Below are 12,926 nucleotides of genomic sequence, written 5' to 3'. Positions count from 1 at the left end.
TAAATAGCATATAATTAATGAAATCTGTGTAATAAAGACATTGTTTTAGTAACCTGTGTCAAATTTTTGCTGTCTTAATGGATTTATTTACCTTTTTGTTGCGATCTTGTAACGGCTGAAGCCATAGTCATTTATAAAATGGTTAACCAAACAGATGCAGCAACACTGGAAATAGAAAAGGTGCAATCAGTGAGGTAATAATGCCGCAGGTCATTAAGGCCAGTGAACTGTATGCCCCTTCAACATGATCCATTTCCGCACAGCGCGCCGTTCCTACCGCATGGGATGCTGTGCCCATTGCCAACCCTCGTGCCGCCTGGGTTTTTATGTTTAGGGCGTTAAATAGATTGTGACCAAAGATAGCCCCCAAGATACCTACCATAATGACACAAGCTGCGCTAATGGCAGGAATACCGCCAATGGAATCGGCCACAGCCATAGCGATTGGGGTCGTCACAGATTTGGGAAGAACAGAGGCCGCAATTTCAGGTGTAGCACCCGCCCATAATGCGATGGCCGTCCCTGTAACCATGGCGACAATACTGCCCACAAAACAGATGCTAATAATGGATTTCCATTGAGCCCGGATTTGATGTAGCTGTTCATACAGAGGAAAAGCTAGGGCAACAACGGCAGGTTGCAGCAAATCGTTCAGTATCTTGCTACCGGCAAAATAGTGTTTGTAAGGGGTATGAGTCAGCAGCAGCAAGGGAATAATAACGGCCATTGAGATCAATAAGGGATTGAATATAGGCAATTTGAGTCGTACTGCCAGCTTTTTAGCGCCGTAAAAGACAATCAGGGTTAACGGTAGTGACCACCAAATATGGCTTAACATTTTTCTTTCTCTTCCGGTTTTTGTGATAACTGTTGTGATGGCTGTGTTGGTGTTAGGGGGAATTCTGGTTGCTTAGTATTCGTCCGGTTGGTATCCATTTGCTGAGCACCAATAATGATACGTTTACGATGAATATAATGGGAGCTGTAAGCAACGACGACCATAACAATCACTGTGCTAACGATACAAGAGAGGAGAATGGGGAGCATTTGTTGGCTAAGCTGTGGGTAATAATCCATGATCCCCACTCCGATGGGCAAAAAGAGCAGTGTCATGTTTTTCATCAACAGGCTACAGCCTGGTTTTACCCAGTGTGAGGGAATAATTTGGGATGCGAGTAAACCAAACAGCAGAAGTAAGCCAATAATGCTGCCGGGGAGAGAGAAGGGAAGCAGTGCCGAAATAATATTCCCCGCGATCAGGCACAAATAGAGCAGCGCAAATGCGCGCAGGTATTGCCAACCGATTATCAGCACATTTTGGAAAGACATAATCAATAATTCCTCAGTATAGCGAGGGTTTTATCATACGACTAACATTGTAAATGTGCCACACATCACATTAAAAAGCGGGTCTTTTTGGGAACCCGCTTTATTATCTAATTGATAATTAAAATATTTATCAAAGATACGTAACTATCATTTAACCTGCATACCTGGTTGGGCGCCACTATCTGGGCTTAGCAAGAAAATATCTTTTCCACCAGGGCCAGCCGCCATCACCATGCCTTCTGACATACCGAAGCGCATTTTGCGTGGAGCAAGGTTGGCAACCATCACAGTCAGACGATTTTCCAACGTCTTGGGATCAGGATAGGCTGAACGAATACCAGAGAAAACCTGGCGAGTCTCACCACCGAGATCAAGGGTTAGTTTCAGTAACTTATCTGAACCTTCGACAAAATCAGCCTGTTTGATTAGAGCAATTCGCAAGTCAACCTTGGCAAAATCATCAAATGCAATAGTGTCCTGAATTGGATCATCCGCTAGTGGGCCTGTTACGGTTTTTTGTGGTTCGATGCTCTCTTTCGAATCAACAACCATTGCTTCAACTTTAGCCATTTCGATGCGGTTGAATAGCGCCTTGAATGGTGAAACATCATGGTTTAACAGCGGTTGCGGGATGCTGTCCCAGGTCAGTTCAGTATTCAGGAAGGCTTCTGTTCGTGCGGCTAAACCTGGAAGAACAGGTTTCAGGTAAGTCATCAGCACGCGGAACAGGTTAATTCCCATTGAGCAGATGGCTTGCAGATCAGCATCACGGCCTTCTTGTTTCGCCACAACCCACGGTGCTTGCTCATCAACATAGCGGTTAGCCAGATCGGCCAGTGCCATAATTTCACGGATTGCCTTGCCGAATTCACGGTTGGTAAAGTCTTCTGCAATACCCTGTGCAGCTCCGACAAACTTCTGGTATAGCGCAGGATCAGCGAGTTGGTCTGCCAGTTTGCCCCCAAAGCGCTTATTGATAAAGCCCGCATTACGTGAAGCAAGGTTAACCACTTTATTAACGATATCGCTGTTTACACGCTGAACAAAATCTTCCAGATTCAGATCAATATCGTCAATGCGGGAAGAGAGTTTTGCCGCGTAGTAATAGCGCAGACAGTCTGCATCAAGGTGTTTCAGATAAGTACTCGCCTTGATGAAAGTGCCACGAGATTTGGACATCTTAGTGCCGTTAACCGTGATGTAACCGTGGACGAACAGATTGGTTGGCTTACGATAATTACAGCCTTCCAGCATGGCAGGCCAGAACAGACTGTGGAAATAAACGATATCTTTGCCAATAAAATGGTAGAGATCAGCTTTAGAATCTTTCTCCCAGAACTCATCAAAATTCAGGTCATTACGTTTATCACACAGATTTTGGAACGCGCCCATATAGCCAATTGGAGCATCCAGCCAGACATAGAAATATTTACCTGGCTGATCGGGGATCTCAAAGCCAAAATAAGGCGCATCACGGGTAATATCCCATTGTTGCAGCCCAGCTTCGAACCACTCCTGCATTTTATTTGCCACTTGCTCCTGCAAGGTGCCAGAACGTGTCCATTTTTGCAGCATATCGCTGAACGCAGGCAGATCGAAGAAGAAATGCTCTGTATCACGCATTTCTGGCGTTGCCCCAGAAACAACAGAACGAGGATTAAGCAATTCTGTCGGAGAATAGGTGGTTCCGCAGACTTCACAGTTATCGCCATACTGATCTTCTGCCTTACATTTCGGGCAGGAGCCTTTGACGAAACGGTCTGGCAGGAACATACCTTTTTCTGGATCGTACAACTGAGAAATCGTCCGATTTTTAATGTAACCGTTCTTTTTCAGTTCCAGATAAATTTTGGAGGCAAGCGCTCTGTTCTCTTCGCTGTGTGTAGAGTGATAATTATCATAGCTAATGGCAAAACCGGCAAAATCCTGCTGATGCTCTAGGCTCACCTTGGCAATCATCTCTTCTGGAGAGATACCACTCTGCTGGGCTTTCAGCATAATTGGTGTACCGTGGGCATCATCGGCACAGACAAAGTGAACCTCTTTGCCGCGCATTCGATGATAACGAACCCAAATATCAGCCTGAATGTGTTCCAGAATATGACCGAGATGAATTGGACCGTTAGCATAAGGTAACGCACAGGTCACCAATAATTTGTTCGCGACTTGAGACATAGTTAGGATCTGACTTCTGTAAAGTGAAAAGGGTTTTTGATGTTACCTGATAAGGAGCGTTGCCGCTAGGGTAACGCAAGATCTTCATCACTTTTACGCGTTGCCTTTATCTGAAGTGGTTAGCTTCTGTTATGATGACCAAAACAGTTTTAGGTTGAAAAAGATAAATCAAAAGGAGCCGGGATGAACTCACAGTCCCCTGAGCAGACCAATCTTGACCTGCTGAAAGAACATGTTGTAAAGATATTAACGACATTCAAACATCCGACTTTAGAACAAGATTTGATTGCCCTGAAAGCATTGCATCATTGCGCTATGCTGGATGGGATACTGCATATTGAATTAACCATGCCGTTTGTCTGGAAACGCGCCTTTGAAATCTTAAAGAAAGAAACTACCCAACCTTTGCAATCTGCGACGGGAGCAAAATCCGTTGAATGGAGATTGACCCACAATATCAGCACATTGCGCCGAGCCAATAATCAGCCTGGTGTTAATGGCGTGCGCAATATCGTGGCAGTCAGTTCAGGAAAAGGCGGCGTAGGGAAATCCAGCACAGCGGTAAATCTGGCGCTGGCGTTGGCACAGGAAGGCGCAAAAGTGGGAATTTTGGATGCAGATATTTATGGCCCATCCATCCCCAATATGCTTGGTACAGCCAAAGAGCGCCCGACTTCCCCTGATGGACAGCATATGGCGCCAATTATGGTTCACAGCATGGCAACCAACTCCATTGGCTACCTTGTTACCGATGATAACGCGATGGTATGGCGTGGCCCGATGGCAAGTAAGGCCTTGATGCAAATGCTGCAAGATACGCTGTGGCCTGATCTGGATTATCTGGTGATTGATATGCCGCCAGGGACAGGCGATATTCAGCTAACGCTTTCCCAAAATATTCCGGTGACAGGGGCGTTAGTTATCACAACACCGCAAGATATTGCTCTGATCGATGCGATGAAAGGCATCGTCATGTTCCAGAAAGTCAATGTGCCCGTGTTGGGCATTATTGAGAACATGAGTACCCATATTTGCAGTAATTGCGGTCATCATGAACCCATTTTCGGCACGGGTGGGGCGGCAAAACTGGCAGAAAAATATCATTGCCAATTACTGGGGCAGATCCCGCTGCATATTTCACTACGTGAAGATCTCGATCGTGGTGAACCAACGGTAAGCAGCCAGCCTGACAGTGAATTTGCAGATATTTATCGTGAAATTGCAGCCAATATTTCTGCGAAGATGTATTGGCAAGGCGAAAAAATTCCAACTGAAATTTCTTTCCGAGCAGTTTGATTAATGAATTTAACCGTAGTAACCGCGGTTGTGTAGGAAATGTTGATCAATGGCTCTGCTGATATCGAGTCATTGATCAAGGCTCAATGTTTTCTCTATTTTTTACCACAACATGACATCTCAATCACCAGAGAGCCATTGCGCATTTATGTGAAAATTATTTATGGGATATTTCCCACTAGATGCATAAAATTGCGGAATTTTTGCCCGAAACATAGCAAAAAAAACGAGACTTATCTTGTTTACTCTGGAATAGAAGTCATTAACTCCCTATAATCCGCCAAACATGGTGTTAGCGAATACCATATTTCTACTTTATTTTTTTCTTTTTTAACCAGGTTATTTTTAGTATGGCTGATGAAGCACATAAGTGTACAATCGTAGGTATTTCAGGTGCCTCCGCCTCAGGCAAAAGCCTTATTGCCAGCACACTTTATCGAGAATTACGGGATCAAGTTGGTGATCACAATATCGGCGTTATTCCAGAAGATTGCTATTATAAAGACCAAACTAACACCCCGATGGAAGAGCGTTATAAAGTTAATTATGATCACCCAAATTCAATGGATCACAATTTACTATTCGAACATCTTCAGGCATTAAAAGCCGGAAAATCCATCGAATTGCCACAATATGACTACGTTGAGCACACCCGCAAACCCGAATCCACTCATTTTGAACCGAAAAGAGTTATTATCCTCGAAGGTATTCTACTATTAACAGATAAGCGTTTACGCCAGGAACTGGATTTCTCCATTTTTGTCGATACGCCACTGGATATCTGTTTGATGCGCCGTATCAAACGTGATGTGAATGAACGCGGCCGTTCATTGGATTCCGTGATGGAACAATACAAAAAAACCGTGCGCCCAATGTTCTTGCAATTTATCGAACCATCGAAACAATATGCCGATATTATTGTGCCTCGTGGTGGGAAAAACCGCGTAGCCATCGATATCTTAAAAGCCAAGATTGGCCAATTTTGCGAATAATCTGTTGTTCAGGTATTCATAAGCATCATCGTATTTGAGAGGAAATAATGCGACTCTGTGACCGTGACATTATTAAATGGCTAGATGAAGGTAAGTTGGTAATTACCCCTCGTCCCCCTGTTGAACGCATTAATGGGGCAACTGCTGATGTGCGCCTTGGGAATCAGTTTCGCGTTTTTCGTGGTCATACTGCCGCCTATATTGATTTGAGTGGTCCTAAGGCGGAGGTCAATGCGGCACTTGATCGTGTCATGAGCGATGAAATTACTTTATCGGATGAAGAAGCATTTTTCCTCCATCCTGGCGAATTGGCTTTGGCAGTAACGTTGGAATCTGTCACACTGCCTGATAATTTGGTCGGTTGGTTGGATGGCCGTTCATCTTTGGCGCGTCTTGGCTTGATGGTTCATGTTACTGCCCATCGCATTGATCCTGGCTGGCAAGGGCAAATTGTTCTGGAGTTCTATAATTCAGGCAAACTGCCTTTAGCCTTGCGTCCTGGGATGGTGATAGGTGCATTAAGCTTTGAACCGCTTTCTGGCTCTGCTGATCGGCCTTATAACCGACGTCAGGATGCTAAATATAAAAATCAGCAGGGAGCCGTAGGTAGCCGAATCAGTGAGGATTAACCTTTTCTGGTAAGGCTTTCTGGTGAAAAATAGTCTTCTTGTGAGCATGGGACTGGGGAAGTCATGAAAAGATTGTTGACGACACTCATTATTTTGCTGGTAGTCATTGTTGCTGGCTTAACGACATTGGTTATGCTGGTAAACCCAAATGATTTTCGTGGCTACATCGTCAAACAAGTACAAAAGAAGAGTGGTTACCAGCTCGTGTTACAGGATGACTTGCGTTGGCATGTTTGGCCAAGGTTAAGCATTCTGACCGGTGAGATTTCTTTGACTGCCGAAAATGCCAAGGTGCCGGCGATTGTGGCAGAAAATATGCGTCTGGACGTAGAGTTGCTGCCACTGCTGTCTCATCAACTCTCAATAAAAGAAGTGATGCTGAAAGGGGCTGTTTTGCGGCTTACGCCGGATAGCCGGCCACAAAAGCAGCCAGAAGCCCCAATTGCGCCGGAAAGCGATATTCATTATCCCATTGTCACGGGAAGTCAGGCCTGGAAACTGGATATTGCCAGGATCAGGTTAGCGGACAGTTTACTGATCTGGCAAACTAACGCGCATTCTCAAGTAAATGTCCGTGATCTCAATTTATTGTTGGAGCGAAGTGATCAAAATCACGTTAACTTTAGCCTCCGCAGTAAAATCAATAAAAACCAGCAAGAGCTGTCATTTGAACTCAATTCTTCGATAGATATCTCTGATTATCCTCAGCAGCTATCGGCCGACATTAATTCCTTTGAATACCAATTTCGGGGAATTGGGTTACCGTCTACGGGTATTCAAGGAACGGGGAGTGCCATAGTGAAATATCAGGCTGCACCTGAATCAATTGCGCTGCAAAAAATGGCATTGACGGTGAATGATGGAAATGAACTTAAAGGAAATATTACTGCCGCTTTGCAAGATAAGCCGCGATATTCCATCAATCTGAGTTCACCAAAATTCAATCTGGATAACCTGTTGGGATGGGGTGTTTTACCGAAAAATACGCCTCAGGTAAAACATGATTATCGGGTTGAAAATAATTCCTTAAAACCGGTGATTGCAACCTCGGTTTCGGCATTGTCTAACTATGACCTTACCTTTTTGCAAGGGTTTGATGCTGATATCTCATTCACGGCAGATAAATTCATTTATCAGGGCATGGATATTGACCATTTTGGCCTGCAAGCGAGTAATAACAATGGCCTGACGGAAATCACAAAATTAAGTGGTAATGTGTTTGGTGGATATTTTACGCTACCGACGTCAATTGATGCCACGGTTATTCCTGCAAAACTGCACACGAAGCCGCTCTTACAACGGATTGAGATACAACCTTTATTAACTGCATTGGCATTACCATCGATATTCAGCGGTCAGCTTAATGTCGATGGTGATCTTTTGGGAGAAGGTTATGACGAGTATGCTATTTCTCACTATTGGCAAGGTGATTTGCATATCGATTTAAAAAACGCGCGGTTGGAAGGATTGAATATTCCTCAGCTTATTCAACAATCTTTTGCACGGGCAACAGATCAAGTCAGCCAACCTACAAATACAGATGATTTCACTGAAGCTAAGAGCATGTCGGTAAAAGCACAACTGGAGCGCGGTGAGATTAAAATCAGTGAACTTGCGGCCACTTCAGGCAGGTTCAATATTAAAGGGCTGGGGAAAGCTAATTTACTGAAACAAAACACCGATGTTTCATTATGGGTGCAATTAACCAGTGGATGGGGCAAGCAGAACGAGTTTGTACGTCATTTGGCGCAGTTAAAAATCCCCCTGCGGGTTTATGGTGACTGGAATAAGCTGCAATATGAGTTGAATGTAGAATCCATGTTGCGCGATGAATTACAGCAGAAGGCCAAAAAATCGATCAAAGATTGGATCGAAAATAACAGCAGCAATGAAAACATTAAGGCGCTGGAAGATCTACTGAATAAAAATAGGTGATCGCTTTGGCGATCACCTGAGTTACTGAGGGTCATAACGAAACTATTTCATTTTAAAATAACAGATTAGGGTTGAACTTACTGTATCTATTAATACCCTACCACCTGATAATAGAAGATCGGAGTCCAACCTTGAGGCGTCGTGACAGATATTGTTAAGGTATCTTTCGACAAACCATCTCCGTTTGAATTGACTCGTTGTGTTTTGACATCAATCAGAAAACTGGGGCGTTGAGCATCAAAATTATCTCCGGCAACACTTGCCTGGCATGAAATGATGTCATTTGGCAAAGTAGTGGGCAGTTTGATTTTGTAGAAGTGGGTATAAGTAAGTCACTCCGCCGATCTCGGATGTATGAGACTTCCCATAGGTTCACTACCATCTCCTCTAACTACCATCTCCTCTAACTACCATCTCCTCTAACTACCATCTCCTCTAACTACCATTGAACGGGGTTATTGTACGCAAAGGTAATAATGCACAAATGCTTTAAAAACTAAATGAAACCAATAAACCTTATAGGAATAAAAAAAACCGGCCTTATGCCGGTTTTTTCTCAGTAAGTGATATCGTTTTAATATTGTGGGTTATATTTCTGCCGTTTCTTCAACGGTCAGTGGGGTTATTTTCACTTTATTGATGCGGTGGCTGGTGATTTCTAACGCTTCAAACAGGTAGTCACTGATCTTTAATTGTTCGCCTTGCTGTGGAATGTGTTGCAGATGTTCCATCAACAAGCCCGCTAGTGTCTGGTATTCCCGTTTTTCATCCAATGGCAGCGGCACATAAAGCACCAAATCTTCCAGTGGCATAAATCCATTGGCGATCCAATATCCCTCTTCCATGACCTGAATATCATGGCGAGCATCGATCTCTCCGCTACCTACAGGAAGATTACCTGTAATGGTTTCCATCACATCGGTGACCGTAACCACCCCTTCGACAGAACCGAATTCATCGACAACAAAGGCAAAATGCGTTTGCGCTTTACGGAACTGCTCCAGCGCCTGTAGTAAAGAGAGCGATTCTGGGAAAATCAGCGGTTGCTGGACTAACTCCTTTAAATCGAAAGTATTATGAGTCAGTTGTTGATTAAGGATATCAATCACATGTACCACGCCAAGTGGTTCGTCACCACTCTGTTCATCTGTGACTACAATTCGCGTATGTGGCTTTTGTTCCAGTAAGGTAGTCAATTTTTCCGTCGGGGAATGGATATCTAGATAAATTACATCATGGCGTGAAGTCATGATGCTACTGACGGTACGTTGTGCCATGCTGAGAACGCGGGCAATCATCTGGCGTTCCTGAGGCTCAAAGATTTCTTTGTTATCTGTATGATCTGCAATGAGATCAGAAGCATGGTTATCCAACGCAGCGTTTTCACGTTTGCCATTTAAAATGTGAAGAACAGCTTCTGCGGTTCTTTCGCGCAGGGAGCGGGAAGCGCTCAAGAACTTGCGGCGATTGAACTGAGCGAACTGGTTCAGTGCTTCAATCATGATGGAGAAGCCGATGGCCGCATAGAGATAGCCTTTCGGAATATGATAGCCAAAGCCTTCTGCAACCAGGCTAAAGCCGATCATTAGCAAGAAACTGAGACACAGGATCACGATGGTGGGATGTGCATTGACAAATTTTGTCAGTGGTTTGCTGGCCCATATCATCAGGATCATGGCAATAGTTACAGCCGCAATCATGATACCAATATGGTTGACCATGCCTACGGCGGTGATAACAGAATCCAGAGAGAATACCGCATCTAAGACGATAATTTGCACAACAACCGCCCAGAAGCTGGCTCCTTTACGCTGTTGGCTAGTATGCAAAGCTTTTCCTTCTAACCGTTCATTCAATTCCATTGTTGCTTTGAACAGCAAGAAGATCCCCCCTATCAACATAATTAAATCACGGGCACTGAAAGGGTGCTCCCACAAAGTAACCAATGGATTAGTCAGGGAAATGAGCCAGGATAAGCTGAATAGCAGCAATATCCTCATGAGAAGGGCGCAGGAAAGCCCTGTCAGGCGAGCTTTATCTCTCTCTTTTTCAGGTAGTTTATCTGCCAGAATGGCGATGAATATTAAGTTGTCTATTCCGAGAACAATTTCTAAAACGATAAGTGTGGCCAGACCTGCCCATATCGTCGGATCAGCGATCCATTCCATATAATTTATTTTGCCTTTTAGTGGGACGGCATTTGCCGACCATTAAATAATGCGTATTGAAATGCGAAATATCAATAGTTGATTTGTCTCAGTTGGAAATTTTTTCAGCAAAAAAACGTCACGCCGATATCGATTGCATCAATAACTACCGTCAATGGCCATTCCTGAGTTAACATGTGACTTCATTAACAAATTGCCCGCTCTGTTTTGTTGCATACGGTATGCATTACATTTGGTATGACGTATAGCATCTTGGGTGGGTGGTGGTAGTCATTATTAGACGGGAGTTATTCATGTCCAAACAGCAGATCGGTGTTGTCGGTATGGCGGTAATGGGGCGCAACCTGGCGTTGAATATTGAAAGCCGTGGTTACTCTGTATCTATTTTTAACCGCTCCAGCGATAAAACAGACGAAGTTATTGCTGAAAATCCAGGGAAAAAATTAGTTCCAAGTTATTCCATTGAAGAGTTTGTCGATTCGCTGGAAAAGCCACGTCGTATTCTGTTGATGGTTAAAGCGGGTGAAGCTACGGATAAAACTATTGCATCACTGACACCACATTTGGATAAGGGTGACATTCTGATCGATGGTGGCAACACCTATTTTCAAGATACTATTCGCCGTAACCGTGAGTTGTCTGCTCAAGGTTTTAATTTTATCGGTACGGGAGTGTCTGGTGGTGAAGAAGGCGCACTGAAAGGCCCTTCAATTATGCCGGGTGGTCAGAAAGAGGCTTATGAATTGGTGGCTCCAATTCTGAAAGAGATTGCAGCCCAAGTGGATGGCGAACCTTGTGTGACTTACATCGGGGCAGATGGTGCAGGTCATTATGTGAAGATGGTTCACAATGGCATTGAATATGGTGATATGCAGCTCATTGCAGAAGCCTATTCTCTGTTGAAAAGCGCACTGAACCTGAGCAATCAAGAATTGGCTGACGTATTCAGCGATTGGAACCAAGGTGAACTAAGCAGTTATTTGATCGAAATTACTGCCGACATTTTCCGTAAGCAAGATGAAGACGGGAAATATCTGGTTGACGTGATTCTGGATGAAGCGGCCAACAAAGGCACCGGTAAGTGGACTAGCCAAAGCTCGTTGGATCTGGGTATTCCGGTCACACTTATCACGGAATCTGTCTTTGCACGCTATCTCTCTTCCCTGAAAGATCAGCGCGTAGCAGCATCCAAAGTTTTGTCAGGCCCAGAAGTTCAACCGTTCAATGGAGATAAGGCTGAATTTATCGAGAAAGTTCGCCGTGCTCTGTATTTGGGTAAGATTGTTTCTTATGCGCAAGGCTTCCAGCAGTTGAAAGCGGCATCGGATGAGTACAACTGGGATCTGAACTATGGTGAAATTGCCAAGATCTTCCGTGCGGGTTGTATTATTCGAGCGCAATTCCTGCAAAAAATCACCGATGCATACAATGAAAACTCCGCTATCGCTAACCTGCTTTTAGCGCCTTACTTCAAACAAATCGCAGATGAATATCAGCAAGCTCTGCGTGATGTTATTGCTTACGGTGTGCAGAATGGTATCCCAACACCAACATTCTCTGCTGCAATCTCCTATTACGACAGCTATCGTTCTGCGGTATTGCCGGCTAACCTGATTCAGGCACAGCGTGATTACTTTGGTGCGCACACTTACAAGCGTACTGATAAAGAAGGTGTTTTCCACACTGAATGGTTGGACTAATCATTAAATATCTTTATAAAATATAAAATATTTCCAAAATCAGGTGCTGAGTTTTCAGCACCTTTTTTGTGAAATGACGTGAAGTAAAAGTAAAGTATCAATTTGGCAGTTGCCACTTAAGTAATCGTTGGGCAAATTTCTCCAACCAGTGTGCTATCTCGGCATCGTGGAAATAAAGAAACAGAGCGAGGCTGAGGATAGCAAGGCTGAGTATTACCAGAACAAAAATATTATTCATATAATAATCACCCATTTTCGTTTGGTTAAATTATAGCAAAATTTAAGTTATCTTTAATTTATTGGGCATTTTCTTAAGGCTCGATTTAATCGATTCTTTTCCGAAAGGTAATTAATTCTGGTATAGCGATGCGACGGTAATCTGCTGTATTCAAAATAATCGAACGCTCCAGACTACCTGCATTAAATACCAATTCCTCATAGCGTTCAAATAAAAGCGGATCGGCCGCCAGTAGCGTGTTTCATAACTTGATAGCGGGCATTGTTGTTGTCTAATAGGGCAGTGAGGCGTTCAAAGATGTCGTTTTTTAGCAAAATATTCTCCTGCATAAACTCAAAGTAAAAATTAATACCTATTTTTTTCCGTCTTGCATCAGCAATTATTGATTCTGGTCAAAATTACTGAGGTAGATAAGTGCCACATTGTAATTCCAGTTTCTTACACTAAGATTTGGAATACTTCAG

The 12,926-nt window shown here is 43.7% G+C and carries 10 protein-coding genes and 1 pseudogene; 5 read left to right on the top strand and 6 right to left on the bottom strand.

The annotated features are described in order from the left end of the window. Positions 1-142: 142 nt before the first annotated feature. From Xedl_RS38450 to metG, 3 genes are all read right to left on the bottom strand, one after another. Positions 143-838, bottom strand: a complete 696-nt coding sequence (locus Xedl_RS38450) for a CidB/LrgB family autolysis modulator (protein ID WP_074022459.1) — start codon at positions 836-838, stop codon at positions 143-145. Further along, entirely contained in the window at positions 832-1,329 is a 498-nt protein-coding gene (locus tag Xedl_RS38455) for a CidA/LrgA family protein (RefSeq protein WP_074022460.1), read from the bottom strand. Before Xedl_RS38455 ends, Xedl_RS38450 begins: the two co-directional genes overlap by 7 nt. Positions 1,330-1,476: 147 nt before the next feature. Beyond that, on the bottom strand, positions 1,477-3,504 hold the full coding sequence (gene metG / locus Xedl_RS38460; RefSeq protein WP_074022461.1) for a methionine--tRNA ligase: 2,028 nt from the start codon (positions 3,502-3,504) through the stop codon (positions 1,477-1,479). 183 nt (positions 3,505-3,687) lie between these two features. Here metG and apbC point away from each other — a divergent pair, with 183 nt between their 5' ends. The 4 genes from apbC (at position 3,688) to asmA (ending at position 8,356) form a co-directional block, all read left to right on the top strand. Further along, the gene (gene apbC, locus Xedl_RS38465) at positions 3,688-4,800 is read left to right on the top strand and encodes an iron-sulfur cluster carrier protein ApbC (protein WP_074022462.1); all 1,113 of its coding nucleotides are present in this window, start codon (positions 3,688-3,690) and stop codon (positions 4,798-4,800) included. Between the two features lie 350 nt (positions 4,801-5,150). After that, positions 5,151-5,792: a uridine kinase gene (udk, locus tag Xedl_RS38470; protein ID WP_074022463.1), complete on the top strand. Its 642-nt coding sequence runs from the start codon at positions 5,151-5,153 to the stop codon at positions 5,790-5,792. A 47-nt stretch (positions 5,793-5,839) separates the two neighbouring features. Beyond that, a complete protein-coding gene (dcd, locus tag Xedl_RS38475; RefSeq protein ID WP_074022464.1) occupies positions 5,840-6,421 on the top strand; it encodes a dCTP deaminase in 582 nt (193 codons plus the stop codon). A gap of 63 nt (positions 6,422-6,484) precedes the next feature. Then, entirely contained in the window at positions 6,485-8,356 is a 1,872-nt protein-coding gene (asmA, locus tag Xedl_RS38480) for an outer membrane assembly protein AsmA (protein WP_074022465.1), read from the top strand. A gap of 587 nt (positions 8,357-8,943) precedes the next feature. On the opposite strand, the gene Xedl_RS38485 is transcribed toward asmA, so the two are convergent. Next, on the bottom strand, positions 8,944-10,524 hold the full coding sequence (locus Xedl_RS38485; protein ID WP_074022466.1) for a TerC family protein: 1,581 nt from the start codon (positions 10,522-10,524) through the stop codon (positions 8,944-8,946). A 293-nt stretch (positions 10,525-10,817) separates the two neighbouring features. On the opposite strand from Xedl_RS38485, the gene gndA reads away from it, so the two are divergent. Continuing rightward, a complete protein-coding gene (gene gndA / locus Xedl_RS38490) occupies positions 10,818-12,224 on the top strand; it encodes an NADP-dependent phosphogluconate dehydrogenase (protein ID WP_074022467.1) in 1,407 nt (468 codons plus the stop codon). A gap of 97 nt (positions 12,225-12,321) precedes the next feature. Here gndA and Xedl_RS38495 read toward each other — a convergent pair whose 3' ends face one another. Together Xedl_RS38495 and Xedl_RS38500 are read right to left on the bottom strand one after the other, a co-directional pair. After that, the gene (locus Xedl_RS38495; RefSeq protein ID WP_167366711.1) at positions 12,322-12,462 is read right to left on the bottom strand and encodes a hypothetical protein; all 141 of its coding nucleotides are present in this window, start codon (positions 12,460-12,462) and stop codon (positions 12,322-12,324) included. 85 nt (positions 12,463-12,547) lie between these two features. Further along, a pseudogene (locus tag Xedl_RS38500) lies at positions 12,548-12,694 on the bottom strand (YbaK/prolyl-tRNA synthetase associated domain-containing protein); the annotation flags it as partial. Positions 12,695-12,926 lie beyond the last annotated feature (232 nt).

This window comes from Xenorhabdus eapokensis, from assembly GCF_001908105.1.
The sequence above is the reverse complement of the archived record's forward strand: the minus strand, read 5'-3'. Positions and strand labels throughout refer to the sequence as shown.

Excerpts from the sequence above, each read along its gene's own strand:
- Xedl_RS38450 (WP_074022459.1), bottom strand. The coding sequence starts at position 838 with ATGTTAAGCCATATTTGGTGGTCACTACCGTTAACCCTGATTGTCTTT.
- Xedl_RS38455 (WP_074022460.1), bottom strand. The coding sequence starts at position 1,329 with ATGTCTTTCCAAAATGTGCTGATAATCGGTTGGCAATACCTGCGCGCA.
- metG (WP_074022461.1), bottom strand. The coding sequence starts at position 3,504 with ATGTCTCAAGTCGCGAACAAATTATTGGTGACCTGTGCGTTACCTTAT.
- apbC (WP_074022462.1), top strand. The coding sequence starts at position 3,688 with ATGAACTCACAGTCCCCTGAGCAGACCAATCTTGACCTGCTGAAAGAA.
- udk (WP_074022463.1), top strand. The coding sequence starts at position 5,151 with ATGGCTGATGAAGCACATAAGTGTACAATCGTAGGTATTTCAGGTGCC.
- dcd (WP_074022464.1), top strand. The coding sequence starts at position 5,840 with ATGCGACTCTGTGACCGTGACATTATTAAATGGCTAGATGAAGGTAAG.
- asmA (WP_074022465.1), top strand. The coding sequence starts at position 6,485 with ATGAAAAGATTGTTGACGACACTCATTATTTTGCTGGTAGTCATTGTT.
- Xedl_RS38485 (WP_074022466.1), bottom strand. The coding sequence starts at position 10,524 with ATGGAATGGATCGCTGATCCGACGATATGGGCAGGTCTGGCCACACTT.
- gndA (WP_074022467.1), top strand. The coding sequence starts at position 10,818 with ATGTCCAAACAGCAGATCGGTGTTGTCGGTATGGCGGTAATGGGGCGC.
- Xedl_RS38495 (WP_167366711.1), bottom strand. The coding sequence starts at position 12,462 with ATGAATAATATTTTTGTTCTGGTAATACTCAGCCTTGCTATCCTCAGC.